Origin of the sequence: Streptomyces sp. NPDC046261 (assembly GCF_040646235.1) — a bacterium.
In the GTDB taxonomy this organism is placed as follows: Bacteria; Actinomycetota; Actinomycetes; order Streptomycetales; family Streptomycetaceae; genus Streptomyces.
Genome location: NZ_JBEYZU010000013.1, coordinates 1 through 25,080, shown reverse-complemented (window position 1 = coordinate 25,080; position 25,080 = coordinate 1). Strand labels below are relative to the sequence as shown.

The following is a 25,080-nucleotide window of genomic DNA, read 5'->3' as shown; positions in this document are numbered from 1 at the left end:
GGTCTCTTCCGTCACGTCTTCGCTCACGATGTGCTCTCCTCCGGCTCCGGCTCCGGCTCCGGCTCCGGCTCCGGCTCGGCCTCCGGCTCGCGGTCGAACTCGTCCGTCACCGTCGGCAGGGCGTCCTCCGTGCCCGTCCAGCGGACGTTCAGGGCCCCAAGCGCCTCGTCCTGGTCCAGGGCGACCGCCCGCTCGCGGTAGAGCTCCAGAAGGGCCAGGAAGCGCGCCACGACGGTGAGGGTGTCCGGGGCGTCGGCGGTGAGCTCCGCGAAGCTGGCCTCGCCGGCCCCGCGCAGCCGGGCCACCACGACCTCGGCCTGTTCCCGGACGCTGACCAGCGGCGCGTGGATGTGGTCCACGTACACCTGTGGCGCGGGCTTGGGCCGCATGGCCTTGACGGCCAGCTCCGCCAGCCGCTGCGCCCCGATGCCGAGGACGACCTCGGGCAGCAGCTCGGCGTGGTGCGGTTCCAGTCCGACCGTACGGGGGTAGCGGCGGCCTTCCGTGGCCAGCCGCTCGCTGAAGATCTCCGCGATGCGCTTGTACGCCCGGTACTGCAGCAGCCGGGCGAAGAGCAGGTCACGGGCCTCCAGCAGGGCCAGGTCCGCCTCGTCCTCCACCTCGGCGGCGGGCAGCAGCCGGGCGGCCTTGAGGTCGAGCAGTGTCGCCGCGACCACGAGGAACTCGGTGGTCTGGTCCAGATCGAAGTCCGGGCCCATGGCACGGATGTGCGCCATGAACTCGTCGGTGACCTTGGACAGGGCCACCTCGGTGACGTCCAGCTTGTGCTTGGCGATCAGCTGCAGCAGCAGATCGAAGGGGCCCTCGAAGTTCGCCAGCCGAACGGTGAACCGCCCGTCGTCCGCCGCACAGTCCCCCGCCCCGGCCCGCGGCCCCTCCGGCGCCCCGTCCGTGGCGGCGGGAGCCGCCTGCGGCTCCGGGGGCCGGTGCCCCGGTCCGCGGCCCAGCGGACGGCGGGCCGGAGAGGGGGCGGCTGCGGGCATCGGGGTTCCAGGGTGCGGGGCGGGGCGGGCCGTGCGCCCGGAAGTCCGGGGACGGCGGTCGACTGCGGTTGACGGCAGGTTAGCGGCCGCGCAGGCGCCGCACGAGGATGCTCGCGTCGCCGCGCTGCTCCAGGTCGGCCAGGACGACGGCGACGGCCTCGCGGACGATGCGGCCGCGGTCCACCGCGAGCCCGTGTTCGCCGCGCAGCACGAGCCGGGCGTGCTCGAGGTCCATGAGCTCCTCGGCGGAGACATAGACCGTGATCTTCTCGTCGTGGCGCTCACGGCCGCTGGGCCGGCGGTTGGCGGCGCGGCCACGCCGCTTGCCCTGGGGGGCGGCGGGCTCGGCCGCCGTACGGCCGGCGGCCGGGCGGCGCTCGGCGTCCTGCTCCGGGCCCGCGGCGGCCGCGGCGGTCGGCGCGGCCGCACCGCGGCCGGGCGGCTCCGCGCCCTTGCCCGGGCGCTCGTCGGGCCCGTCGCCCGGTCCCGGCACCCTCGGCTGCGGCTCGCCGTTCGCCTTCCGGCGGGGGGAGGAGGACTGCAGCCCCATCCCGCCGGTGGTGCGGAACAGCTCGTCGGCACCGGGCAGACTCACTCGGCGTGACACCGGGCGAGCACCTCCCTGGCCAGCTGACGGTACGCGGCGGCGCCGACGGAGTTGGACGCGTACGTGGTGATGGGCTCGCCCGCGACCGTGGTCTCGGGGAAGCGGACCGTACGGCCGATGACGGTGTGGTAGACGTGATCGTCGAACGCCTCGACCACGCGGGCGAGGACCTCACGGCTGTGCACGGTCCGCGAGTCGTACATCGTGGCGAGGATGCCGTCCAGCTCCAGTTCGGGGTTGAGCCGCTCCTGGACCTTCTCGATCGTCTCGGTGAGCAGCGCGACACCGCGCAGCGCGAAGAACTCGCACTCCAGCGGCACGATCACCTTGTGAGCCGCCGTCAGCGCGTTGACGGTGAGCAGGCCGAGCGAGGGCTGACAGTCGATCACGATGTAGTCGTAGTCCGACATCAGCGGCTTCAGGGCGCGCTGGAGGGTGGACTCGCGGGCGACCTCGCTGACGAGCTGGACCTCGGCCGCCGACAAATCGATATTGCTGGGCAGCAGGTCCATGTTGGGGACGGCCGTCTTCAGCAGCACCTCGTCGGCCGACATGCCCCGCTCCATGAGCAGGTTGTAGACCGTCAGGTCGAGCTCCATCGGGTTGACCCCGAGGCCGACCGAGAGCGCGCCCTGGGGGTCGAAGTCGACCAGCAGGACCCGGCGTCCGTATTCGGCGAGCGCGGCGCCCAGGTTGATGGTCGAGGTGGTCTTGCCGACCCCGCCCTTCTGGTTGCACATCGCGATGATCTTGGCCGGGCCGTGGTGGGCCAGCGGGCCGGGGATCGGGAAGTACGGCAGGGGACGCCCGGTGGGGCCGATGCGCTCACGGCGCTGGCGCGCGGCGTCGGGTGCGAGCGTCGCCGCGTACTCGGGGTCGGGCTCGTACTCCGCGTCGGGGTCGTAGAAGTGCCCGTCCGGCACTTGCTCGTAGTCGGCGAGACGGGTGGATTCCGCCCCGCCCCGGTCGCCGGCCATGGCGTTCACGTGTTGACCGTCCATGCTCTGGTGGGCTGTCGTCATGCTCTGGATGTTCTGGTGGGCTGCGAAGGTGTGGACAGCGACGGAGCCGACAGCTTGGAGTCCCACGGGACTCTGGCCCAGCGCAGGCATTCCTGGGTGACCACCCCCGGGAGCAAATGTCGACTCATTCACAAGTCGTCCTACCTCCTTGGTGACCAGGAAACATCTCAATACGTCAGCGTGGCACCATGCCGACGGTTGGCGACTCTATGGCGTGTCGGCGGTCCGCAGCAACACAATCCGCCGGAGACGGCACGATGTGTCGGCAATCGAACACCCTTCTGTCAAGGGTGTACGACGGATAACCCGGAAGAATCACGGGCGGGTCAAAGCACCGTAAAACACCCCGGCCGGACCTTGCTCGGCAAGGCCCGGCCGGGTGCGTGCTCTTCTGGGTTACGCCATGACGGCTCAGCCGAGCAGGGTGCTCAGTTCGACGTGCGGCAGGCCGTGCGCCTCGGCGACGGGGCCGTAAACGACCTGACCCTCATGCGTGTTGAGACCCTTGGCGAGCGCGGCGTCGCGGCGCAGCGCCTCCTGCCAGCCGCGGTTGGCCAGCTCCACGATGTAGGGCAGCGTGGCGTTGGTCAGCGCGTAGGTGGAGGTGTTCGGCACCGCGCCCGGCATGTTGGCGACGCAGTAGAAGACGGAGTCGTGGACCTGGAAGGTCGGCTCCGCGTGGGTGGTGGGCTTGGAGTCCTCGAAGCAGCCGCCCTGGTCGATCGCAATGTCGACAAGTACACTTCCGGGCTTCATCTTGGCGACGAGCTCGTTGGTGACCAGCTTGGGGGCCTTGGCGCCCGGGATGAGGACGGCACCGATGACCAGGTCGGCCTCGACGACGGCCTTCTCCAGCTCGTAGGCGTTGGAGACGATCGTCTGCACCTTGGTGCCGAAGACCTTGTCGGCCTCGCGGAGCTTGTTGATGTCACGGTCGAGCAGGGTGACGTGGAAGCCCATGCCGACGGCGATCTGCGCGGCGTTCCAGCCGGAGACGCCACCGCCGATGACGACGGCCTTGCCCGCCGCCGTGCCCGGGACGCCGCCCGGCAGCACGCCACGGCCGCCGGCCGAGCGCATCAGGTGGTAGGCGCCGACCTGCGGGGCCAGCCGGCCCGCGACCTCGGACATCGGGGCGAGCAGCGGCAGCGCGCGGTTGGCGAGCTCGACCGTCTCGTACGCGATGGCGGTGGTGCCCGACTCGAGCAGGGCGTCCGTGCACTCGCGGGAGGCGGCGAGGTGCAGGTAGGTGAAGAGGGTCTGGCCCTTGCGGAGGCGGTGGTACTCCTCGGCGATCGGCTCCTTGACCTTCAGCAGCAGGTCGGCGGTGCCCCAGACGTCGTCGGCGGTGTCCAGGATGGCGGCACCGGCGGCCACGTACTCGGCGTCGGTGATGGAGGAGCCGAGACCGGCCCCCTTCTCCACGAAGACCTGGTGGCCGTTGCGCACCAGCTCATGCACGCCGGCGGGCGTGATGGCCACGCGGAATTCGTTGTTCTTGACCTCGCGGGGGATGCCGACCTTCACGTCGATCACGGTCCTTGTATCAGAGAATGACAGGCTAATCCTGATATGCCGGGCACACCAGAGCAGACCGCGTCGATCGCGGCCTTGCCAGTCTAATGAAGGATTGCGCGCTGTCTAGCCTTGCAATGCACCAATCTTTGCGCCAAGCGCCACTGATTTCTTAGGTCGAAGATCCGGTACCCTGCGTAACCCCTATCGCGCCTCCGCCTGGGCTCCTCCTCCTGGTGCTCCCGGTCCTCGCGGTCCGCCCGGTCCTCCGGGCTCCCCGGCCGTCGCGTCCCCCGGTGGCGCCGCCGATGCCTCGCCTCCCCCGCCGCCGGCGCCCAGCAGCCGCTCGGCGGACCGCCGGTGCTCGACGGCGGAGTCCGGGTCGCCCAGCCGCTCCAGGGTGTCCGCCAGCCGCAGCCGCACCGCCGCCTCCAGCCGGGCGTCACCGGCGCCCTTGGCGCACTCCACCGCCTCCAGGCAGGTGCGCAGCGCCTCCCGCGGCCGGCCGGCGTGCTCCAGCACCCGGGCGGCCTCGCTCAGCGCCCGGGCGTGTCCCGGCTGGTCCCGCAGCCTGCGGCAGGCGGCGGCCGCGGCCCGCCAGTCGCGCAGCGCCTCCGCCCACTGGCCGGCATAGCTGTGCACCGCGCCGAGGCGCCCGTACAGGCGTGCCTCGTCGGCGAGCTCACCCCGCGTCAGCCGCAGCTCCAGCCCCCGCCGGTACCAGTCGGCCGCCCGCTGCCAGTCGCCCAGCTGCTGGTGGGCGGCGGCGATGGACTCCAGCGCGCGGCTGGTGGCGTACGGGTCACCCGCCTCGCGCGCCGACTGCAGCGCCTGGCGGTAGCGGTCGAGCGCCTCGGTGGTGCGCCCGCCCCGGGCGTCGAGGTCGCCGAGGTTCAGCAGCGCCGCGGCCTTCTCCAGCGGCATCTCGCAGCGCCGCGCCACATCGAGGACGAGCTGGTGCAGCCCGTACAGCTCCGGTGCCGCCGCCTCGGGGCCCAGGTGGGCGGTCAGCGCCCGGGTCAGCGCGGAGACCAGCCGGCGGGCGAGGGTGTCGAGCCGGCCGTCCTCCACGGCCAGGCGCGCGGCGGCCAGCAGCGCCGGCAACCGGGCCCGCAGCCACTCCTCGGCGGCCCGCTCCGAGGGGAAGCGCAGCGGCCGGGGCAGCTGCTCGATCCTCCGGCGCACCGCGGGATCGTTCCGCTCCGTGGCGGCCCGGCAGGAGTGCAGCTGGCGCACGGTGCGCTCCAGCATCCGGGCCCGCGCCAGCTCGATCTCGGCGGGCCGCTCCTGTGCCTGCAGCAGCGCGCCGAGCAGCGGCGCCAGGCAGCCCGGCACCCGGTACTGCGGCGGCAGCGCGCCCGACGCGCTCTCGGGGGCCTCCAGGCGCAGCAGGCCGCGGGTGGTGAGGTCCTCCAGCGCCGACTGGGCGGTGGCCAGCGAGGAGCCGGCCAGCGCGGAGGCGGTGTGCGCGTCGAGCAGCCCGGCCGGTGCCAGCGCGAGGAGGTGCAGGGTGCGGGCGGCGGGCGGGGGCAGCGCCTCGTAGGCGAGCCAGAAGGCCCGGGCGAGCGGCCGGCCGGCGTTCTCGTAGCCGTCGACGGCGGGCGGCAGCTCCCGCAGCCGCTTGGCGACGTCGACGATCGTCATCTTGGTGCGGGCCGCGAGCCAGCCGCCGACCAGCACCAGGGCGGCGGGCTGGCCGCCGCACTCCTCCACGACGGCGTTGGCCGCGACCGGGTCGCAGGTGATGCGAGTCGGGCCCGCGTACCGCTCCAGCAGCTCGACGGCGGCGGCCGTGTCCAGCCCGCCGAGGGTGCACGGCCGTACGTCGGGCACCCCGGTCAGCGGGCCGCGCGAGACGGCGACGACGAGGCAGTCGGGTTCGTCCGGCAGCAGCGGGTCCACCTGTTCGGCGCCGGCCGCGTCGTCCAGGAGCAGCAGCACCCGCCGCCCGTCGAGGGCGGCGCGCAGCTCCTGGGTGAGCTCGTCCTCCAGGGCGCCCGCGGGGACGGGCTCGCCGAGCTCGGCGAGCAGGGCGCGCGCCGTCCGCTCGGTGGGCACGGGGGCGCCGTCGGCACCCGTGAGGCGGGCGCGCAGTACTCCGTCCGGGTACTCCGTGGCGAGCTGCCGGGCCAGCGCCTCGGCGAGGGCGGTGCGGCCGGAGCCGGGGCGGCCGGCGATGAGCAGCACCCGGCTGCGGGGTTTCTTGCGGCCGGAGAGGGTGTCGAGCCCGGCGCGGACGATGTCCTCGCGCAGCTCCTTGAGCTCGCGCAGCCGCCCGACGAACCGCTCCGGCGCGGGTCCGGTTGCGCGGGCGGGCGTCTGACGGGGGCTCATTCCCGCGCCCGGGGCGGGCAGCCGTCGCTCGGGCGGGGCCGCCGCCGGTCCGCCGGTCTCCACCGTCCGCTCCGCCACGGGTCCACTCCCGTTCCACCTGCACTGCACGCACGAGCCCGCCGCGGCCGCGGTCGGGAACACAGCGAGCCTAGTTCACCGCCCGGCGCGCTCCGGGGAACGCGGACCCGCCATGCTGAAGATCACCTATTCGGGTTGCATGACGATCGGACCGGCGAGGGTGTTCCCGGCGGTCCCCGACGGGCCGTCAGGCCTCGAAGGGGCGGGCCGGCCAGGGCGCCTCCGCCGGGCGCAGCGCGTCCAGGCCGTCGCCCGAGAGGGCGGCCAGCACCGACAGGACGCCGACGACGAGGCTGTTGTTGTGCAGCTCGCCGGCGAGGATGCCGCGCGCCAGCAGGGCCAGCGGGACGCGGTCGATCCGCATGTCGAGCTCCTCGTGCTCGACGGCGAAGCGGTCGCCCTCGACGTCGGAGATGCCGCGCGCCAGGAAGATCCGTACGGCCTCGTCGCAGCCGCCGGGCGTGGTGTAGACGTCGGTCAGCACCCGCCAGTCCTCGGCCTTGACGTGCGCCTCCTCGTAGAGCTCGCGCTGCGCGGCGTGCAGCGGGTTCTCACCGGGGACGTCCAGCAGGCCGGCGGGGATCTCCCACAGCCGCTGCCGCACGGGGTGGCGGTACTGGTTCACCAGCAGCACCCGGTCCTCGTCGTCGAGGGCCAGGACGGCGACCGAGCCGGGGTGGACCTGGTAGTCGCGGGTGACGGTGGTCCCGTCCGGCATGACCACGGTGTCGGTGCGGACGCTGGTCTTGTTGCCGGTGAACGGGGTGCCGGTGGCGGTGACCTGCCACTCCTCGGCGGTGTCATGGATGGGTGCGTGCGCCATGTCTGTCCTCCAGCGAATACGGAAACCGGGGTGAGTGCCCCCGGAAGGAGGCGCTCACCCCGGTCAACCGTATAGGTCAGCCCTGCTGGCGCTGCACGGCCGCCTTGATCAGGCCCGCGAAGAGCGGGTGCGGGCGGGTCGGGCGGGAGCGCAGCTCCGGGTGGGCCTGGGTGGCCACCAGGTAGGGGTGGACCTCGCGCGGGTACTCGACGTACTCGACGAGCTTGTTGTCCGGGGAGGTGCCGGAGAAGAGGATGCCGGCCTTCTTCTCCAGTTCCGCGCGGTAGGAGTTGTTGACCTCGTAGCGGTGGCGGTGGCGCTCCTCGACGTAGGGCTGGTCGTCGTAGACCTCGCGGACGATGGAGCCCTCGGCGAGCTTGGCCGGGTACATGCCCAGCCGCATCGTGCCGCCCATGTCGCCCTCACCGGCGACGATGTCCATCTGCTCGGCCATGGTGGAGATGACCGGGTGCGCGGTGGCGGGGTCGAACTCGGTGGAGTTGGCGCCCTCGATGCCGGCCAGGTTGCGGGCGGCCTCGATGACCACGCACTGCAGGCCCAGGCAGAGGCCCAGCAGCGGGATCTTGTTCTCACGGGCGAAGGTGATGGCGCCGACCTTGCCGTTGACGCCACGGTCGCCGAAGCCGCCCGGGATGCAGATCGCGTCCACGTCCGCGAGCTGCTGCTTGGCGCCGGCGGGGGTCTTGCACTCGTCGGAGGCGACCCACTTGATCTTGACCTTGGCCCGGTTGGCGAAGCCGCCGGCGCGGATGGCCTCGGTCACCGAGAGGTAGGCGTCGGGCAGGTCGATGTACTTGCCGACCAGCGCGACCGTGACCTCGTGCGAGGGATTGTGGACGCGGTCCAGCAGGTCCTCCCACTGGGTCCAGTTCACGTCGCGGAAGGGCAGGTCGAGCTTGCGCACGACGTAGGCGTCCAGGCCCTCGGTGTGCAGGACCTTGGGGATGTCGTAGATCGAGGGGGCGTCGATCGCGGCGACGACCGCGTCCTCGTCCACGTCGCACATCAGCGAGATCTTGCGCTTGATGGCGGTGGGCACCTCGCGGTCGGCGCGCAGCACGATCGCGTCGGGCTGGATGCCGATGTTGCGCAGGGCGGCCACCGAGTGCTGGGTGGGCTTGGTCTTCAGCTCGCCGGAGGGGCCGATGTAGGGCAGCAGCGAGATGTGCACGACGAAGACGTTGTCGCGGCCGACCTCGTGGCGCACCTGACGCACCGTCTCCAGGAACGGCAGCGACTCGATGTCGCCGACGGTGCCGCCGACCTCGGTGATGACGACGTCCACGTCATCGGTGGCCATGCGCCGGATGCGGTGCTTGATCTCGTTGGTGATGTGCGGGATGACCTGCACGGTGTCGCCCAGGTACTCGCCGCGGCGCTCCTTGGCGATCACGGAGGAGTAGACCTGGCCGGTGGTGACGTTCGCCGAGCCGTCGAGGTCGACGTCCAGGAAGCGCTCGTAGTGGCCGATGTCCAGGTCGGTCTCGGCGCCGTCGTTGGTGACGAACACCTCGCCGTGCTGGAACGGGTTCATCGTGCCCGGGTCGACGTTCAGATACGGGTCGAGCTTCTGCATCGTCACCCGCAGACCCCGCGCCTTGAGCAGCGCGCCCAGGCTGGAGGCCGTCAGTCCCTTGCCGAGCGAAGAAGCGACACCCCCGGTGACGAAGAGGTGCTTGGTCGTCGTGGGCTTTGCTGCAATGGCCAAAGGGGGGCTCCCGTGGTCGCGAGTGAGGGTGCGTTCCGGCGATCACCCGGTTGGTTTCGGGGGTGCCGTCGCTGCGGTTGGGGGGTCTTGCGCCCACCGGTCCACGGGGTACCAGGGTATCAGCGCCCGGGGCCGTACGCGTCCGGTGACGCGGCGCGACGGGCCCCGGGACCGTGCGTCACGGACGTGTCGGCGGGCGTGTGCGGGGTACGCATCAGGCCACCCATTCGGCACAGATTCAACTCCCAACCGTCGCGCGTGTCCCAACTCCGCGTCGTATCCTGCTCGGACACACGCAGCGAGCCGGCCGGCACGGCGCATCCCGCCTTCCCCCAGTTGCCTCCCCCAGCCACCGCCGGGGGTGCCCAGGGGGGGACTCCCCTTCCGGAAAGAGCTCGTCGAAGATCGCTTGACCGCCAAGGCCCCCCGGGGTCCTGAGATGCCGTTCGACTGGAGATGACGTGGCCGGGCGTATCGAGGATTACGCACTCATCGGCGATATGCAGACCGCCGCACTGGTCTGCCGGGACGGCACGGCCGACTGGCTGTGCCTGCCCCGATTCGATTCCCATGCGGCGTTCGCAGGGCTGCTCGGCGAAGAGGAACACGGCTTCTGGCGGATCGGCCCGGCCCACCCCTCGGGGGCGGCGCCGCCGGTCGCCGACCGGCGCCGGTACCGGGGGGACTCCCTCGTGCTCGAATCCGAGTGGGACACCCCGCGCGGCACGGTCCGCATCATCGACTTCATGCCGCCGCGTGACGGAGCCCCGCAGCTGATCCGGATCGTGGAGGGCGTCAGCGGCCGGGTGCCGATGCGCTCCGCCCTGCGGATGCGGTTCTCCTACGGGCGGGTCGTGCCGTGGGTGCACAAGGTGGGCGACCGCACGGTGGCCGTCGCGGGCCCCGACTCGGTCTGGCTGGACACCACCGCCGACACCTTCGGCAAGGACCTGACGACCTACTCCGACTTCACCGTCTCCCCCGGTGACCGCATCGCCTTCACCATCAGCTGGCAGCCCTCGCACCGCGAGCCCCCGGCCCTGCCCGACCCGGAGGGGTCGCTGGAGGCCACGGAGGAGTTCTGGCGCGAGTGGGTCGGCCACTGCACGTACCACGGCCCCTACCGGGACGCCGTCGTCCGCTCGCTGATCACGCTCAAGGCGCTGACGTACGCGCCCACCGGCGGCATCGTGGCCGCCCCCACCACCTCCCTGCCGGAGGAGATCGGCGGGGTCCGCAACTGGGACTACCGCTACACCTGGCTGCGGGACGCCGCCATCACCCTGTCCTCGCTGCTGCGCACCGGCTACCGCGAGGAGGCCCGCGCCTGGCGGGAGTGGCTGCTGCGCGCGGTCGCCGGCGACCCCGAGAACCTGCAGATCATGTACGGCATCGCCGGCGAGCGCGAGCTGGGCGAGGCCGAGCTGCCGTGGCTGCCGGGGTACGAGAACTCCGCCCCCGTCCGGGTCGGCAACGGCGCGGCCGGCCAGCTCCAGCTGGACGTCTACGGCGAGGTCACCGAGGCCCTGCACCTGGCCCACATGACGGGCCTGGCCCGCAACGACTACGCCTCGCTGCTGCAGCTGCGCCTCATCGGCTACCTCGAGGACCACTGGACCGAGCCCGACGAGGGCATCTGGGAGGTGCGCGGCCCGCGCCGCCACTTCGTGCACTCCAAGGTGATGGCCTGGGTCGCGGTCGACCGCACCATCAAGCTGATCGAGTCCGGCGACGTCGACGGCCCGCTCGAGCGCTGGCGCGAGCTGCGCGAGGACATTCACCGGGACGTCTGCGAGAAGGGGTACGACAAGGAGCGCAACACCTTCACGCAGTCCTACGGCTCCAAGGAGCTGGACGCCTCCCTGCTGCTGATCCCGCAGATGGGCTTCCTGCCGCCCGACGACAAGCGCGTCATCGGCACCATCGAGGCCATCCAGCGGGAGCTGTCGACCCCCGACGGCTTCGTGCTGCGCTACCCCACCGCCGGCCACGAGGCCGGTGTGGACGGGCTGGAGGGTGACGAAGGGGCGTTCCTGGCCTGCTCGTTCTGGCTCGCCGACGACCTGGCCATGATCGGCCGGGTCGACGAGGCCCGCCAGCTCTTCGAGAAGCTGCTGGCCCTGCGCAACGACCTGGGGCTGCTCGCGGAGGAGTGGGACCCGCACCTCAAGCGGCAGGTGGGCAACTTCCCGCAGGCCTTCAGCCACGTGCCGCTCATCGACACGGCGCTGCGGCTGACGGCGTCGAGCGCGTTCGGCGGCTAGCGCCGGCCCGGGGGCGGTCGCGGCCCGGGGCGGTGCGCGGCACTGTAGGTTCCCCGCCATGGAACAAGGCAGCATCACCGTCGCCCGGGCCCTCGAGCTGCCCGCCCTGCGCCGGGGCCTGCCGGAGGTGGTGGCCGCCGCCGACCGGCTGCACCGCCCGGTGCGCTGGGTGCACGCCGGCGAGGCCCCGAACATCGCCGCCCTCCTCAGGGGCGGCGAGCTGCTGCTGACCACCGGCCTGGGGCTGGGCAGCCGCCCGGCCGAGCAGCGCGCCTTCGTCCGCGGCCTGGCCGAGCGGGACATCGCGGCCCTCGTCGTCGAGCTGGGGGCGCGCCTGCCGGCGCTGCCGGCCGCGGTGGTGGACACGGCGCGCTCCTGCGGGCTGCCGCTGGTGCAGCTGCACCACGAGGTGCCGTTCGTGGCGGTGACCGAGGAGATCCACACCGAGCTCGTCAACGAGCACTACGCCCTGCTGCGCCGTGCCGAGGACGTGCACCGGCGCTGCACCGAGGTGCTGCTGGGCGGTGGCGGGGTGCCGGAGGTGCTGCGGCTGTTCGCGGACTTCGCGGGCAACCCCGTCTTCCTCCAGGCCGCGGACGGCCGCCTGCTGTACGCGGCCGGCCCCTCCCCGGCGCCGCCGGGGGCGGCCGATCCGCTCCAGGTCTGGGACGGGCTGCGGGCCGCCGGGCTGCCCGGGAGCGTCGTCGCCGACGTCCCCGGCCACCACCCGGGCCACGGCCCGGGCCCGGGCGCGGTGCGGGCCCGGCTGACGGTGCTGCCGGTGAACGCGCCGCTGGCGCCCGTCCACCGGATCGCCGCGGACCGGGCGGCCGGGCTGCTGGCGGTCGTCCTGCTGCAGGCCCGGCAGGAGGAGGAGCTGGCCGCCCGCGGGCGGGGCGACTTCCTCACCGACCTCGCCGAGGACCGGCTGGACGCCGCGGACGCCCCCGCGCAGGCCCGCGTCCTGGGCTTCCGGCCGGGTCCGGGACCGCTGCTGCCGGTGGTGATGCGGATGGCGGCCGACCTGGTGCCGGCGGACAGCTGGGCGGCCCTGGCGGGGGCGGTCCACAAGGAGCTCTCCCGGCTGGGCATGCCGGTGCTGCTGGGGGTACGGCTGCCGGAGGCACGGGTGCCGCTGCTGGTCGGTCTGCGCGAGGAGGCGGAACGGGCCGCGGTGGCCGATCGCGTGGCCGCGGCGCTGCGGGCGGGCGCGGAGCGGGCGTCCGCCCGGCCGCCGGTGGTCGTCGTCGGCGCCCCGGTGACGTGGGCGACGGCCGGCGCGGGCCTGCGGCACGCGGCGGAGGCGGCGACGGCGGCCCAGGGCCTGCCGGAGCGGCCCTGGCACGACGTGCGGCGGCTCGACGTGGACGTCCTGCTGTGGCGGCTGCGCTCGCACGGCGACCTGGCGGCGTACGTGGAGCGGGTCCTGGGCCCGCTGCTTGCCCACGACGCGGCGTCGCGGCCGCCGTTGCTGCCGACGCTGGAGACCTTCCTGGCCCGCGGCGGGTGCAAGGCGGAGACGGCACGGGAGCTGCATCTGAACCGGCAGACGCTGTACGACCGGCTGGGCCGGATCGGGCGCCTGCTCGGCACGGACCTGGAGGATCCGGAGGCGGTGCTGGCCCTGAGCCTGGCGCTGCGGGCCAGGCGGCACGTCGGCTAGCGGCGGCGGGCGTCGCCTGTGCCGCCGGTGAGTTCGTCGTAGACGCTCAGGACGTGGGCGACGGTGTCGTCCTCCGTGGGCCAGGACGCCGCCTGCCGCCGGCCCGCGGCCACCAGGCGGGCGCGGCGCGGCGGGTCGTCGAGGAGGCGGGCCACCGCGTCCGCGAGGGCCCCGGCGTCCCCGTAGGGGACGAGTTCGGCGGCGTCGCCGAGCAGATCGGGTACGCCGCCGACGGAGGTGGCGACCAGGGGCACGCCCGCGTGGAGCGCCTCCTGGGCCAGCAGGGAGCGGGCCTCCCAGCGGCTGGGCAGGATGGCGACGTCCGCCGCGGCGAGCAGCTCCGGCACGTCGTCCCGGCTGCCCAGGAGCATGACCGGCAGGTGTTCGTCCTCGATCCGGCGCTGCAGGCGGGGGCGTTCGCCGCCCTCCCCGGCCATGACGAGCAGCGGCTCGGGGTCCAGCTCCCGCCAGGCGCGGGCGGCGTCCAGGAGCGGCCCGTGGCCCTGGCCGGGTTCGAGGCGGCCGACGGTGACGAGCAAGGGCCGGGCGATGGCGCCGAGTTCGGCGCGGGCCTTGTCGCGCAGGTTCTCGTCCTCCTCGGGCACGGAGGTCGGCGCGGGCAGCGCCACGGGCGCCAGCCGGGCGTCGCGGGCGCCGCGCCGCCGCGCCCGGTCGACGAGGTCCGGGGAGGCGCCGAGCACCACGGCCGCGGCCCGTGCGGCCTGCCGCTCCATGAGCCGTACGACGTGGGACCGCGCCCCCGCGACGCGTACCGGCGCGTGCCAGGTGACCACCAGGGGTGTGGGCCTGCCGCGCAGCGCCAGCGCGGCCAGCACGCCGGAGCGCAGGCCGTGCGCGTGCACCACGTCGGCGCCCTCGCTCGCGGCCCGTAGGGCGGCCACCGTCAGGGCGTTCGTCCCCGTGCGCAGCGGTGTGAAGGTCGCCTGGGCCTCCGTGAAGCCGTACCGCTCGGCGGCGACCGGGGATCCGCACACCGTCACCCGCAGCCCCCGGGCCACCAGCCCGTCCGCCAGCGACCGCACGTGCGCGCCGCTTCCCGCGCTCCCGCTGCCCAGGACCTGAACAGCGTGCAGAGGCGGCCGCCCGTGCGAGGGGCCGGGTGTGCTGCTCACGCGGGGGAAGCTCCTGTGTCGACGTCGGGCGGTGGCGTACGGCGAGGTGCTGAGCCCAGGATGCCAGCCTCCACCGGCATCCCGGCACCACCGTTCCGAGGGTGGCCCGTCCTACCTCGCCCGCAGATCCCCGGATTCACCCACTTTGGGGATTCCGGCCGTTTCCGGCCCGCCCCGCGGGCGGCAGCATCAGCGCCCCGCCCGGGCCGCCTCCAGCAGTTCCTCCGCGTGCGCCCGTGCCAGCTGCGAGTCCTCCTGGCCTGCCAGCATCCGTGACAGTTCCCGCACCCGGGCCTCGCCCTCCATCGCCTGCACCCCGCTGCGGGTGACGGCGCCGTCGTGGGTCTTCTCCACGACCAGGTGCCGGTCCGCGAAGGCGGCCACCTGCGGAAGGTGGGTGACGACGACGACCTGCGCGCTCTGCGCGAGCCGCGCCAGCCGGCGGCCGACCTCCACGGCGGCCTTGCCGCCGACGCCGGCGTCGACCTCGTCGAAGAGGTACGTCGGCACCGGGTCGGAACCGGCGAAGACGACCTCCACGGCGAGCATGACGCGCGAGAGCTCGCCGCCGGAGGCGCCCTTGCCGATGGGCCGCGGCTGGGCGCCGGGGTGCGAGGCGAGGAGGAGCTCGACGTCGTCGGCGCCGTGCGGCCCGTAGGCGACGGCGCGGCCGCCGACGTCGATGCCCGCGGCGGCGTCGGCCACCTCGTTCTGGCGGATGGAGAAGGTCACGCGGGCGTGCGGCATGGCGAGCGAGGCGAGTTCGGCGGTCACGGCGTCGGCGAATCGCTTCGCCGCCTCCGTGCGGGCGTCGGTCAGCAGCTGGGCCAGGTCGCCGAGCTCGGCGCGGAGCGCGTCGCGCTCGGCGGTGAGCTCGCCGATGCGGTCGTCGTCGCCCTCCAGCTCGCTCAGCCGGGCGGCGCCGGTCTCGGCCCAGGCGAGGACTTCCGCGATGTCCTGGCCGTACTTGCGGGTCAGGTGCGTGAGCGCGGCGCGGCGCTCCTCGACGGCGGCCAGCCGGCGCGGGTCGGCGTCCAGGCCGGAGGCGTAGCCCGCCAGTTCCCCGGCCACGTCGCCCAGCAGGATGCCGAGCTCGCCGATCCGGTCGGCGAGGGCGGCCAGGGCCGGGTCGTGGGAGCGCACCGCCTCCAGGGCCCGCTGGGCGCCGGCGACGAGGGTGCGGGCGTCGACGCCCTCGGGGTCCTCGGGGTCGCCGGCCAGCGCCGCGTGCGCGACGGTGGCGGCGGAGGCGAGGGCCTCGGCGTGGCCGAGCCGCTCGGCCTCGGCGGCGAGTTCGGCGTCCTCGCCCGGCAGCGGCTCGGTGGCGGCGATCTCGTCGAGGCCGAAGCGCAGCAGATCGGCTTCCTGGGCGCGCTCGCGGGCGCGGGTGGTCAGCTCGGCCAGCTCGGCGGTCACCGCGCGCAGGCGGCGGTAGGCGTCGGCGTACTTGGCCAGCGGCGCGGCGACCGCGTCACCGGCGTACCGGTCCAGGGCCTGGCGCTGGCGTGCGGGGCGCAGGAGCCCCTGCTGGTCGGTCTGGCCGTGCACGGCCACCAGGTCGTCCGCGAGCTCGCCCAGCAGCCCCACGGGCACGCTGCGGCCGCCCACATGGGCGCGTGAGCGCCCCTCGGCGGAGAGGGTGCGGCTGATGAGCAGCGTGCCGTCGTCGAGCTCGGCGCCGGCCTCCTCGGCCCGTACGGCCACGGGCGAGCCGCCGTCGACGGCGATCCGCCCCTCGACGACGGCGGCCTTGGCCCCCACCCGTACCAACGCCGGGTCGGCGCGTCCGCCGAGCAGCAGGCCGAGGCTGGTGACGACCATGGTCTTGCCGGCGCCCGTCTCGCCGGTCACCGCCGTGAAACCGGGCGACAGCTCGACCACCGCGTCGTCAATGACGCCCAAGGACCGGATCCGCATCTCCTCCAACACGGATACGACCATACGAGGTTCCGGGGTCCCCTCGCGACGGCCTCCCCCACCGGACACCCTGGGGACAGCCCCACCACCGTTCCGGGTGACCGCTCCATCGCCCCCGCACCCCTTGGGACGTCAGGCTGAAGACATGATCAATTCCGTTCGTGGCCGGCGCGCCGCCACCTTCGTTCTCACCACATCCGTCGCCCTCGCCACGTTCTGCGGGGCTCGGGGCGCGCTCGCCGCCACCCCTGGCGCGTCCTCCGCCGCCGCGTTGGACGGGGTGTGGCGGATGGACGGCTACGGCACGGTCGTCGCCATCGAGGACGGTGGCCGGCGGCTGCGCGAGTACGAGACGGCGGGGGCCGGCTGCCTGCCGGGCGACGTCACCGACCTGACCCGCACGGCCACCACCACCGTCACCCCGGCGGGCCCGGGCCGGGCGCGGCTGGGCTACGCGGGGAGCGTCGGCCACCGCACGCTGTCGCGCCTCGCCGCCCTGCCGGACGCCTGCCGCGAGACGGACCCGGCGAAGGACCCGCGGGCCGTCTTCGACACCTTCTGGCAGACGTATGCGGAGAATTACCCCTTCTTCGGTGCGAAGGGCGTCGACTGGCGGGCCGTCCGCGACCGCTACCGGCCGCAGATCACCGACCGGACCACGGACAAGGAGCTGTTCGCGGTCCTGACGAAGATGATCGAGCCGTTGCACGACGGGCACACGTATCTGATGAAGGGCCCCTGCGACGCGGACCCCGGCAACTGCTTCGGCGGGCACCGCGCCGACACCCCGTTCCCCTCACCCGAACTGGTCAAGAAGATCGACACGTCGGTCGCCGACCAGGTCGGCGCCTCCCGCCTCCAGGAGTGGGGCCGGGGCCACGGCAAGGGGAAGATCTCCTTCGCCGAGCTGCCGGACGGGATCGGCTATCTGCGCCTGACCGGCTTCGTCAACTACACCGACGACCACACCTTCGAGGCGGACAGCGCCGAGCTCGACCGCGCCCTGGACGCCGTCTTCACCGCGCGGCGCACGGCCGGACCGGGCGCCCTGCGCGGCCTCGTCCTCGACCTGCGCCTGAACGGCGGCGGCTCCGACCGGCTCGGCCTGCGCGTCGCCGAGCGGCTGACCAACCGCCCGTACACGGCGTACCTCAAGCACGCGCGCAACGATCCCGGCGATCCGCGCCGGTTCACGCCGGCCGAGCCGGTACGGGTCGTTCCGCACCGGGGCGCCGTCTACACGGGCCCCGTCGCGGTCCTCACCGGCCGCCTGACGATCAGCGCCGGCGAGACCACGACCCAGGCGCTCATGGGCCGTACGCCCGGCGTCGTACGGATCGGGCAGAACACCAACGGGTCGTTCTCCGACGTCCTCGAACGACGGCTGCCGAACGGGTGGCGCTTCGGGCTGCCGAACGAGGAGTTCCTCGCCGCGGCGGACGGCAGGACGACGTACGACGGCGACGGCATCGCGCCGCACGTCCGCGTTCCGGTCTTCACCGACTCCGACTTCGCCTCCGGGCGCGACTCGGCCCTGACGGAGGCCCGCAGGCGGCTGACGGCGGGCCGGTGAGGGCCCGCCCCTGCCCTAGTGCGGCGCCCCGCGCCACCCCGCGACGGGCAGCGCGAACTTCGCCACCAGCCGGTCCGTGAAGGAGGCGTGGTGCAGCCGGGCCAGGCGGACCGGCACGGCGCCGCGCCGCACCTCCACCCGGGCCCCGGCGGGCAGCTCCACGGTCCGCCGCCCGTCGCACCACAGCACGCCGTTGGGGGTCTGCGGCTGCACCTCCACGGCCAGCACCGAGTCCGGCGCCGTCACCAGCGGCTTGGCGAACAGCGCGTGGGCGCTGATCGGCACCATCAGCAGGGCCTCTACCTCCGGCCAGACCACGGGCCCGCCCGCGGAGAAGGCGTAGGCGGTGGATCCGGTCGGGGTGGCGCACACGACGCCGTCCCCGCCGAAGCGGGAGACGGGCCGGCCGTCGACCTCGGTGACGACCTCCAGCACCCGCTCGCGGGCGGCCTTCTCGACGGAAGCCTCGTTCAGCGCCCAGTCCGTGTGCACGACGTGCCCGTCGGTGCGCACGAGCACATCGAGGGTCATCCGCTCCTCGACCTCGTAGGCGCGCGTGACGACCCGGTCGACGACCTTGTCCAGGTCGTCGCGCTCGGCCTCGGCGAGGAAGCCGACCCGCCCGAGGTTGACGCCCAGCATCGGCACCCCCGAGCGCCGGGCGAACTCCGCGCCGCGCAGCAGCGTGCCGTCGCCGCCGAGGACGATCAGCAGCTCACAGCCCTCCAGGGCGTCCGGCTTGCCCGGTCCCGGGTCCACGCGCTCCGCCGAGCCCGGCAGCGGCAGGTCGGCGGCCTCCTCGGCCAGCACCCGCACCCCGATGCCGCAGCGCAGCAGGCCCTGGACGACGAGCTCGGCGCTGCGGATGGCCGCCGGCCGGCCGGTGTGGGCGAGCAGGAAGACGGTACGTCCGGACGGCTTTGCCGATGGTGCTTCTGAAGTGGTCAACGGGGCCCCTCCGCCACTGCACGGTCAACGTCCGCCGGGTCCAGGTCGGGCGCACCGGCGCGCAGCCACAGAAAGTACTCGACATTGCCGGACGGGCCCGGCAGCGGGCTGGCGGTGACCCCCAGGACGCCCAGTCCCAGTTCGGCCGCGCGCGCGGCGACCGCGCGCACCGCCTCGGCGCGCAGCTGCGTGCTGCGCACCACGCCGCCGGAGCCGAGCCGCTCCTTGCCGACCTCGAACTGCGGCTTGACCATCAGCACCAGGTCGGCGTCGGGCGCGGCGCAGCGCACGAGCGCGGGCAGCACCAGGCCCAGCGGGATGAACGACAGGTCGCCGACGATCAGGTCGACCGGCTGTCCGTCGATCTGCTCCAGCGTCAATTCGCGTACGTTCGTACGGTCCTTCACAGTGACCCGGTCGTCACTCTGCAGGGACCAGGCCAGCTGTCCGTAGCCGACGTCGACCGCCACGACGTGGGCGGCGCCCGCGCGCAGCAGGACGTCGGTGAAGCCGCCCGTGGAGGCGCCGGCGTCCAGCGCCCGCCGCCCCTCGACCTTCAGCCCGAGCGGTACGAACGCGGCGAGGGCGCCCGCGAGCTTGTGCCCGCCGCGCGAGACGTAGTCGGGGTCGTTCTCGTCCTGGGTGACGACGAGCGCGGCGCTGGTCTCCACCTGCGTGGCGGCCTTGGTGGCCGTCGCTCCGCCGACGGTCACGCGGCCTGCGGCGATCAGCTGGCCGGCGTGCTCGCGCGAACGGGCCAGCTTGCGGCGCACCAGCTCCGCGTCGAGTCGGCGGCGGGTCACTGCCACGTGCGGTTCAGCTCCTGTTGTCGTACGGACGCGTGGGGCCCTGGGGCCCCGGGCGCTGGTCGAGCGCGGTGAGCGCGTCGCGCAGGCCCTGGTGTACATCCTCGTACACCTGCAGGTGACCGCTCACGTCGAGGTGGTCGGCGTCCGCCAGCCGGGCCAGCCGTTCGTCCACGTCGGCGTCGCCGGTGGGGGTGCGCTCCACGCCGAGGGGCTGCGGTGTGGGCGGCTGCGTCGGATCGGTCATGGTTCCGACGCTACCCCGTGCCGGGGACATCTCCTGCGTTCCGGCCCCGCTGCGGTACCGTCCATGGCGATGGCGACCATCGATGAGTGCCTGGAGGCGCTCGACCGGCTGGCGGAGAACCTCGCGGGCGCGAGTGGCGAGCTCCGCGGCGTCGCCGCGCCCGACCGCTCGCTCAGCTGCCATGTCACCGATCTCGACGTCACCTTTGTGGGCCACCTGCGGGAGGGCCATATCAAGGAGGTGCGTACGGTGCCGGGCACGCCCGAGCAGCGGGCCGAGATCGGGCTGGAGATGACCGGTGACGACCTGGTGGCCCTGGTCGACGGCAAGCTGAACTTCGCGCGTGCCTGGGCCAGCGGCCGGGTCAAGCTGAAGGCGGGCCTGCGGGACGTGCTGCGGCTGCGGGCGATCCTGTAGCCGCCGCGGGCGTGCGGCGCCGGCGGGCGGCCGGGACGACCAGCGGGGTGCCCGTCTGCGGGTCCTCGATGACCTCGCAGCGCAGCCCGAAGACCTGCTCGACGAGCTCGGCCGTCACCACCTCGCCGGGCGCGCCCTCGGCGACGACGGTGCCGTCGCGCATGGCGATGAGGTGGGTGGCGTAGCGCGCGGCGTGGTTGAGGTCGTGCAGGACGGCGACGAGGGTGCGGCCCTGTTCCTCGTGGAGTTCGGCGCACAGGTCGAGGATCTCGATCTGGTGCTGGATGTCGAGGAAGGTGGTGGGCTCGTCCAGGAGCAGCAGCGGAGTGCGCTGGGCGAGGGCCATGGCGATCCACACGCGCTGGCGCTGTCCGCCGGAGAGCTCGTCGACGTACCGGTCGGCGAGGGCGGCGACGCCGGTGGCCGCCATCGACTCCTCGACGACGCGCTCGTCCTCGGGCGACCACTGACGCAGCAGCCCCTGGTGGGGGTGGCGGCCGCGGGCGACGAGGTCGGCGACGGTGATGCCGTCGGGGGCGACGGAGGACTGCGGCAGCAGCCCGAGGGTGCGGGCGACCTTCTTGGCGGGGTAGGAGCCGATGGCCGCGCCGTCCAGCAGCACGGAGCCGGCGGCGGGCTTGAGCATGCGGGACAGGGCGCGCAGGAGCGTGGACTTGCCGCAGGCGTTGGGGCCGACGATGACGGTGAAGGAGTGGTCGGGGACGGCGACGGAGAGGTTCTCCGCGATGACCCGCCCGTCGTAGGCGAGGGTGACGGCTTCGGCGGTCAGTCGGCTCATGGGGGTGTTCCTGTCCTTGTGCGTGCTCATATCCGTCCCGCCTTGCGCTCGGTGAACAGCAGCCACAGCAGATAGGCGCCGCCGAGCATGCCGGTGAGCGCTCCGACGGGCAGCCGGTCCGCGCCGAAGAGGTGCTGGGAGGCCCAGTCGGCGGTGACGAGCAGGGTCGCGCCCGTGCAGGCCGCGGCTATCAGGCCCGGGCCCGGGGAGCGGGTGAGGCGGCGGGCGAGCTGGGGGGCGGCTAGGGCGATGAAGGAAATGGGCCCGGCGGCGGCCGTGGCGGCGGCGGTGAGCAGCACCGCGGCCCCCATGCTCACCAGGCGGGTGCGTTCGACGGGCACGCCGAGCTCGTACGCCGAGTCGTCGCCCATCTCCAGCATCTTCAGGCCGCGGCCGTGGCCGAGGACGACGGGGACGAGCACGGCGCACGCGGCCGTCAGCGGCCACACCTGCTCCCAGTCGCGGCCGTTGAGGGAGCCGACCATCCACATGGTGGCGCGGGCGGCGTCGGTGAGGTTGGCCTTGGTGAGCAGGTAGCCGATGACGGCGACGAGGACGGCGGAGGTGGCGATGCCGACGAGCACGAAGCGGTAGCCGTGTACGCCCTTCTTCCAGGCCAGCGCGTAGATCGCGGCTCCGGAGACGATGCCGCCGCCCGCCGCCCCGAGGGCGACCGCCGTGGTGTCGCCCTGGAAGAGCACGATGACCAGGAGCGCCCCCACCGTCGAGCCCTGGGCCAGGCCGATCACGTCGGGGCTGCCGAGGGGGTTGCGGGAGACGGACTGGAAGACCGCGCCGGCCAGCCCGAGGGACGCGCCGACGAGCAGGCCGACCAGGACCCGCGGCAGCCGCAGGTCGTGGACGATGAATTCCTGTGCCGTCGTTCCGCCGCCGGTCAGGGTGCGCAGGACGTCGGCCGGTGCCATGGGGTAGTCGCCGGTGCCGATGAGGGCGACGGAGGCGGCGAGCGCGCCGGCGACGAGCAGCAGCACGACGAGCGCGGCCCGGGGGTCCACGCGCACCGAGAGCCCGCCGCGGGTGCGCAGCGCCTTCACGGTCGTCGTGGTCGTGGTGGTCTGGTCGGCTTTCACAGCTGGGCCATCCTCCGGCGCCGTACGAGGTGGATGAACAGGGGCCCGCCGATCAGCGCGGTGACGATGCCGACCTGCAGTTCGGAGGGGCGTACGACGACGCGGCCGACGATGTCCGAGCCGAGCAGCAGGACGGGCGAGAGGATCGCCGCGTACGGCAGGACCCAGCGCAGGTCGGGCCCGGTGAACGAGCGGACGACGTGCGGCACCATCAGCCCCACGAAGACGATGGGCCCGCAGGCGGCGGTGGCCGCCCCGCACAGCAGGGTGACCGAGCCCAGCGCGAGGACGCGCGTGGCGGTGAGCCTGGTGCCGAGCGCGCGGGCTTGGTCGTCGCCCAGCGCCATGGCGTTCAGGGGCCGGGCCAGCGTCAGGGCGACGACGACGCCGACCGCGACGAAGGGCGCGAGCTGGGCGACGAGGGCGGAGTTGGCGGAGGCCAGCGAGCCGACCGTCCAGAAGCGCATCCTGTCCAGGGCGGCGGAGTCCATCAGCTGGACGGAGTAGACGTAGCCGTTGAGCGCGGCGGTCACGGCGGTGCCGGCCAGGGCGAGGCGCACGGGCGTGGCGCCGCGGCTGCCGCCCAGGGCGTAGACGACGACGGAGACGAGCGCCGCGCCGAGGAAGGCGAACCAGACGTACCCGGTCAGCGAGGTGACGCCGAGGAAGCTGATGCCGGAGACGACGGCGGCCGAGGCCCCGGCGTTGATGCCGAACAGCCCGGGATCGGCGAGGGGGTTGCGGGTGAGGGCCTGCATGACGGTTCCGGCGAGGCCGAGCGCGGTGCCGGCGAGCACGCCCAGGAGGGTGCGGGGGACGCGTACGTCCCGTACGACCACGTCCGTGGCGTTGCCGGTGGAGTGGAACAGCGCGTGCCAGACCTGGTCCAGGGGGATCTGCTTGGCGCCGATGGCGATGGACGCCGCGACGACCAGCAGCAGGGCGCCCGTGGCGGCGAGCAGCCCCACCGCGTGCACGGCGCCCCGGCGGCGAGGCGCGGCTTCGGGGGCGGCGACGGGGGTGGGGGGACCAGGGGAGGGGGGACTGTCGACCAACACCTGGTTAGGTTAGCCTACCCTCACACTCCCCCCTCAGTGAGAGAAGCACTACCCATGAGCACCACCCGCACCATAGCTCCCTCCCGCCGCGGCTTCCTTGCCGCGGGTGGCGCCCTGGGCCTCGGCGCCCTGCTCACCGCGTGCGGTGGCGGAACGTCAGGCGCCGACGAAGGCAAGAGCTCCGGTGCGGCGGGGGCCAAGGACGGTGCGTGGAGCTTCAAGGACGACCGCGGCCAGACCGCCAAGTCCCCGAAGACCCCCAAGCGGATCGTCGCCTTCACCGGCACGGCGGCGGCCCTGCACGACTTCGGCGTCGAGTGCGTCGGCGTCTTCGGCCCCACCAAGCTCGGCAACGGCAAGCCCGACCCGCAGGCCGGCGAGCTCGACGTCGACAAGCTGACGATCCTCGGCAACGCCTGGGGCGAGTTCAACATCGAGAAGTACGCCGGGCTCAACCCCGAGCTGCTCATCAGCAACATGTTCGAGCCGGAAGCCCTCTGGTACGTGCCCGAGGACAGCAAGAAGAAGATCCTCGGCCTCGCCCCCAGCGTCGGCCTCACCTCCGCCCGCGTCTCCATGCTGGAGCCCATCAAGCGCTACGCCGCCCTGGCCGAGTCCCTCGGCGCCGACCTCAAGGCCCGGAAGGTCCTCGACGCCAAGGCCCGTTTCGAGAAGGCCGCCGAAACCCTGCGCAAGGCCGCCAAGGCCAACCCCGTCAAGGTCATGGCCGCCTCCGGCAGCGCCGACCTGTTCTACGTCTCCAACCCGGCCGTCAACGCCGACCTGATGTACTTCCGCGAGCTCGGCGTCGACTTCGTCGTCCCCGAGAAGCTCGACCAGGGCGGCTACTTCGAGAGCCTCAGCTGGGAAAACGCCGACAAGTACAAGGCCGACCTCATCCTGCTCGACAGCCGCACCTCGGCCCTCCAGCCCAAGGACCTCGCCACCAAGCCGACCTGGGAGCAGCTCCCCGCCGTCAAGGCCGGGCAGGTCAGCCCCTGGCTCAGCGAGCCGCGCTTCTCCTACGCCGGCTGCGCACCGCTCCTGGAGGGCCTCGCCGCCGCGATCGAGAAGGCGAAGAAGACCTCCTGACCCCGGGGCCCCCGGCACCTGACCGCCCGACCCGAAAGGACCGCCTCCCGCGATGACCGACGCCCCGCCCCCGCCCTACCGCTGGTTCGACCTGCACGTCATACGGACCGAGCGGATCAGCCCCGCCCTGGTCCGCGTCACCTTCGGCGGCGACCGCCTCGGCGACATGGTCACCGGCGGCCGCGACCAGCGCTTCAAGCTGTTCCTGCCCCAGCCGGGCCAGGACGCGCCGGTGCTCCCCGACGACCTGGGCGTGGGCTGGTACGCCGAGTGGCGCACCCAGGACCCGGCGGTGCGGGCCGTCATGCGCTCGTACACCGTGCGCGAGCTGCGGTACGAACCCGCGGAGCTGGACGTCGACTTCGTCCAGCACGGCGAGGGCACCGGGCACAGCGGGCCGGCCTCCCACTGGTCCCGCACCGCCCGCCCCGGCGACCGGGTCGCCATCCTCGGCCCGGTCGCCGAGGAGAACGGCGGCGTCGACTTCCAGCTGCCGGACGGCACCGACTGGGTCCTGGTCACCGCCGACGAATCGGCGCTGCCCGCGGCGGCCGGCATCCTCGCCTGGCTGCCGGCGGGCACCCCGGCCAAAGTCTGGATCGAGGTCTCGCACCCGGACGACGTCCAGGACCTCCCCACGGCCGCCGACGCCGACATCACCTGGCTGATCCGGGACACCCCCGGCGACCAGCCCGTCATCGACGCCGTCCGCTCGGCCGACCTGCCCTCCGGCACCCCCTACGCCTGGATCGCCGGCGAATCCGGCACGATCCGCACCCTCCGCCGCCACCTGGTCACGGACCGCGGCTTCGACCGCCGCACGGTCACCTTCACCGGCTACTGGCGCCGCGGCGCCACGGAGGAAGACCTGCTGGCAGAACTGGGCTGACCCCGGTCCTCAAGCGCCGGACGGGCTGAAAATCAGCCCGTCCGGTCCCGCTATCTCGACAAGTCGATACT

Annotated in this window: 21 protein-coding genes; 6 read left to right on the top strand and 15 right to left on the bottom strand. The window is 73.6% G+C overall.

The window, feature by feature from the left end:
• Positions 1-23 precede the first annotated feature (23 nt).
• From ABZ956_RS21785 to ABZ956_RS21755, 7 genes are all read right to left on the bottom strand, one after another.
• Positions 24-1,004: a segregation/condensation protein A gene (locus ABZ956_RS21785; RefSeq protein WP_361896045.1), complete on the bottom strand. Its 981-nt coding sequence runs from the start codon at positions 1,002-1,004 to the stop codon at positions 24-26.
• Between the two features lie 79 nt (positions 1,005-1,083).
• Entirely contained in the window at positions 1,084-1,611 is a 528-nt protein-coding gene (locus tag ABZ956_RS21780; protein WP_361896042.1) for a hypothetical protein, read from the bottom strand.
• Positions 1,596-2,723 carry a ParA family protein gene (locus tag ABZ956_RS21775; protein WP_071964999.1) on the bottom strand — a complete coding sequence of 376 codons (1,128 nt, stop codon included), beginning with the start codon at positions 2,721-2,723 and terminating at the stop codon, positions 1,596-1,598. The genes ABZ956_RS21780 and ABZ956_RS21775 overlap by 16 nt, the downstream gene beginning before the upstream one ends.
• A gap of 321 nt (positions 2,724-3,044) precedes the next feature.
• Positions 3,045-4,160: an alanine dehydrogenase gene (ald, locus tag ABZ956_RS21770; RefSeq protein ID WP_361896387.1), complete on the bottom strand. Its 1,116-nt coding sequence runs from the start codon at positions 4,158-4,160 to the stop codon at positions 3,045-3,047.
• Between the two features lie 192 nt (positions 4,161-4,352).
• Positions 4,353-6,560 carry a tetratricopeptide repeat protein gene (locus tag ABZ956_RS21765; RefSeq protein WP_361896040.1) on the bottom strand — a complete coding sequence of 736 codons (2,208 nt, stop codon included), beginning with the start codon at positions 6,558-6,560 and terminating at the stop codon, positions 4,353-4,355.
• Between the two features lie 187 nt (positions 6,561-6,747).
• Positions 6,748-7,383, bottom strand: coding sequence for an NUDIX hydrolase (locus ABZ956_RS21760; protein WP_361896037.1), 636 nt, complete (start codon positions 7,381-7,383; stop codon positions 6,748-6,750).
• A 76-nt stretch (positions 7,384-7,459) separates the two neighbouring features.
• Positions 7,460-9,106 carry a CTP synthase gene (locus ABZ956_RS21755; RefSeq protein ID WP_361896384.1) on the bottom strand — a complete coding sequence of 549 codons (1,647 nt, stop codon included), beginning with the start codon at positions 9,104-9,106 and terminating at the stop codon, positions 7,460-7,462.
• Between the two features lie 467 nt (positions 9,107-9,573).
• Between ABZ956_RS21755 and ABZ956_RS21750 the strand changes: the two genes are divergently transcribed.
• Together ABZ956_RS21750 and ABZ956_RS21745 are read left to right on the top strand one after the other, a co-directional pair.
• Positions 9,574-11,376, top strand: coding sequence for a glycoside hydrolase family 15 protein (locus tag ABZ956_RS21750; RefSeq protein WP_361896034.1), 1,803 nt, complete (start codon positions 9,574-9,576; stop codon positions 11,374-11,376).
• A 58-nt stretch (positions 11,377-11,434) separates the two neighbouring features.
• Positions 11,435-13,039 carry a PucR family transcriptional regulator gene (locus ABZ956_RS21745; RefSeq protein ID WP_361896031.1) on the top strand — a complete coding sequence of 535 codons (1,605 nt, stop codon included), beginning with the start codon at positions 11,435-11,437 and terminating at the stop codon, positions 13,037-13,039.
• On the opposite strand, the gene ABZ956_RS21740 is transcribed toward ABZ956_RS21745, so the two are convergent.
• Both ABZ956_RS21740 and recN read right to left on the bottom strand, forming a co-directional pair.
• Positions 13,036-14,172 carry a glycosyltransferase family 4 protein gene (locus ABZ956_RS21740; protein ID WP_361896028.1) on the bottom strand — a complete coding sequence of 379 codons (1,137 nt, stop codon included), beginning with the start codon at positions 14,170-14,172 and terminating at the stop codon, positions 13,036-13,038. The genes ABZ956_RS21745 and ABZ956_RS21740 overlap by 4 nt on opposite strands.
• Positions 14,173-14,361: 189 nt before the next feature.
• Entirely contained in the window at positions 14,362-16,113 is a 1,752-nt protein-coding gene (recN, locus tag ABZ956_RS21735) for a DNA repair protein RecN (RefSeq protein ID WP_361896025.1), read from the bottom strand.
• 121 nt (positions 16,114-16,234) lie between these two features.
• Here recN and ABZ956_RS21730 point away from each other — a divergent pair, with 121 nt between their 5' ends.
• Positions 16,235-17,662, top strand: coding sequence for a S41 family peptidase (locus ABZ956_RS21730; RefSeq protein ID WP_361896022.1), 1,428 nt, complete (start codon positions 16,235-16,237; stop codon positions 17,660-17,662).
• A 15-nt stretch (positions 17,663-17,677) separates the two neighbouring features.
• On the opposite strand, the gene ABZ956_RS21725 is transcribed toward ABZ956_RS21730, so the two are convergent.
• Genes ABZ956_RS21725 through ABZ956_RS21715 form a run of 3 tightly spaced genes read right to left on the bottom strand, consistent with a single transcriptional unit; the run spans position 17,678 to position 19,663 of the window.
• On the bottom strand, positions 17,678-18,610 hold the full coding sequence (locus tag ABZ956_RS21725) for an NAD kinase (RefSeq protein ID WP_361896019.1): 933 nt from the start codon (positions 18,608-18,610) through the stop codon (positions 17,678-17,680).
• Positions 18,607-19,413, bottom strand: coding sequence for a TlyA family RNA methyltransferase (locus tag ABZ956_RS21720; protein WP_361896381.1), 807 nt, complete (start codon positions 19,411-19,413; stop codon positions 18,607-18,609). The genes ABZ956_RS21725 and ABZ956_RS21720 overlap by 4 nt, the downstream gene beginning before the upstream one ends.
• 13 nt (positions 19,414-19,426) lie before the next feature.
• Positions 19,427-19,663, bottom strand: coding sequence for a hypothetical protein (locus tag ABZ956_RS21715; RefSeq protein WP_361896016.1), 237 nt, complete (start codon positions 19,661-19,663; stop codon positions 19,427-19,429).
• A gap of 69 nt (positions 19,664-19,732) precedes the next feature.
• Between ABZ956_RS21715 and ABZ956_RS21710 the strand changes: the two genes are divergently transcribed.
• Positions 19,733-20,080 (top strand): sterol-binding protein, encoded by a 348-nt coding sequence (locus ABZ956_RS21710; protein WP_361896013.1) that lies wholly within the window; start codon positions 19,733-19,735, stop codon positions 20,078-20,080.
• Here the strand turns inward: ABZ956_RS21710 and ABZ956_RS21705 are convergent.
• From ABZ956_RS21705 to ABZ956_RS21695, 3 genes are read right to left on the bottom strand one after another with little or no spacing between them, the layout of a single operon-like run.
• Entirely contained in the window at positions 20,028-20,879 is an 852-nt protein-coding gene (locus ABZ956_RS21705) for an ABC transporter ATP-binding protein (protein WP_361896010.1), read from the bottom strand. The two genes, ABZ956_RS21710 and ABZ956_RS21705, sit on opposite strands and share 53 nt — an antisense overlap.
• A gap of 26 nt (positions 20,880-20,905) precedes the next feature.
• Entirely contained in the window at positions 20,906-21,970 is a 1,065-nt protein-coding gene (locus ABZ956_RS21700) for an iron chelate uptake ABC transporter family permease subunit (RefSeq protein ID WP_361896007.1), read from the bottom strand.
• Positions 21,967-23,028 carry an iron chelate uptake ABC transporter family permease subunit gene (locus tag ABZ956_RS21695; RefSeq protein WP_361896004.1) on the bottom strand — a complete coding sequence of 354 codons (1,062 nt, stop codon included), beginning with the start codon at positions 23,026-23,028 and terminating at the stop codon, positions 21,967-21,969. The genes ABZ956_RS21700 and ABZ956_RS21695 overlap by 4 nt, the downstream gene beginning before the upstream one ends.
• Before the next feature lie 54 nt (positions 23,029-23,082).
• Between ABZ956_RS21695 and ABZ956_RS21690 the strand changes: the two genes are divergently transcribed.
• The gene (locus ABZ956_RS21690) at positions 23,083-24,120 is read left to right on the top strand and encodes an ABC transporter substrate-binding protein (RefSeq protein WP_361896002.1); all 1,038 of its coding nucleotides are present in this window, start codon (positions 23,083-23,085) and stop codon (positions 24,118-24,120) included.
• Between the two features lie 52 nt (positions 24,121-24,172).
• Positions 24,173-25,009, top strand: a complete 837-nt coding sequence (locus ABZ956_RS21685) for a siderophore-interacting protein (RefSeq protein ID WP_361895999.1) — start codon at positions 24,173-24,175, stop codon at positions 25,007-25,009.
• Positions 25,010-25,080: the final 71 nt, after the last annotated feature.

Bases quoted from the DNA above. Each gene is read 5' to 3' on its own strand.
- ABZ956_RS21775 (WP_071964999.1), bottom strand. From the start codon at position 2,723: ATGCCTGCGCTGGGCCAGAGTCCCGTGGGACTCCAAGCTGTCGGCTCC.
- ABZ956_RS21715 (WP_361896016.1), bottom strand. From the start codon at position 19,663: ATGACCGATCCGACGCAGCCGCCCACACCGCAGCCCCTCGGCGTGGAG.
- ABZ956_RS21690 (WP_361896002.1), top strand. From the start codon at position 23,083: ATGAGCACCACCCGCACCATAGCTCCCTCCCGCCGCGGCTTCCTTGCC.
- ABZ956_RS21745 (WP_361896031.1), top strand. From the start codon at position 11,435: ATGGAACAAGGCAGCATCACCGTCGCCCGGGCCCTCGAGCTGCCCGCC.
- ABZ956_RS21705 (WP_361896010.1), bottom strand. From the start codon at position 20,879: ATGAGCCGACTGACCGCCGAAGCCGTCACCCTCGCCTACGACGGGCGG.
- ABZ956_RS21685 (WP_361895999.1), top strand. From the start codon at position 24,173: ATGACCGACGCCCCGCCCCCGCCCTACCGCTGGTTCGACCTGCACGTC.
- recN (WP_361896025.1), bottom strand. From the start codon at position 16,113: ATGGTCGTATCCGTGTTGGAGGAGATGCGGATCCGGTCCTTGGGCGTC.
- ABZ956_RS21710 (WP_361896013.1), top strand. From the start codon at position 19,733: ATGGCGACCATCGATGAGTGCCTGGAGGCGCTCGACCGGCTGGCGGAG.
- ABZ956_RS21785 (WP_361896045.1), bottom strand. From the start codon at position 1,004: ATGCCCGCAGCCGCCCCCTCTCCGGCCCGCCGTCCGCTGGGCCGCGGA.
- ABZ956_RS21730 (WP_361896022.1), top strand. From the start codon at position 16,235: ATGATCAATTCCGTTCGTGGCCGGCGCGCCGCCACCTTCGTTCTCACC.
- ABZ956_RS21760 (WP_361896037.1), bottom strand. From the start codon at position 7,383: ATGGCGCACGCACCCATCCATGACACCGCCGAGGAGTGGCAGGTCACC.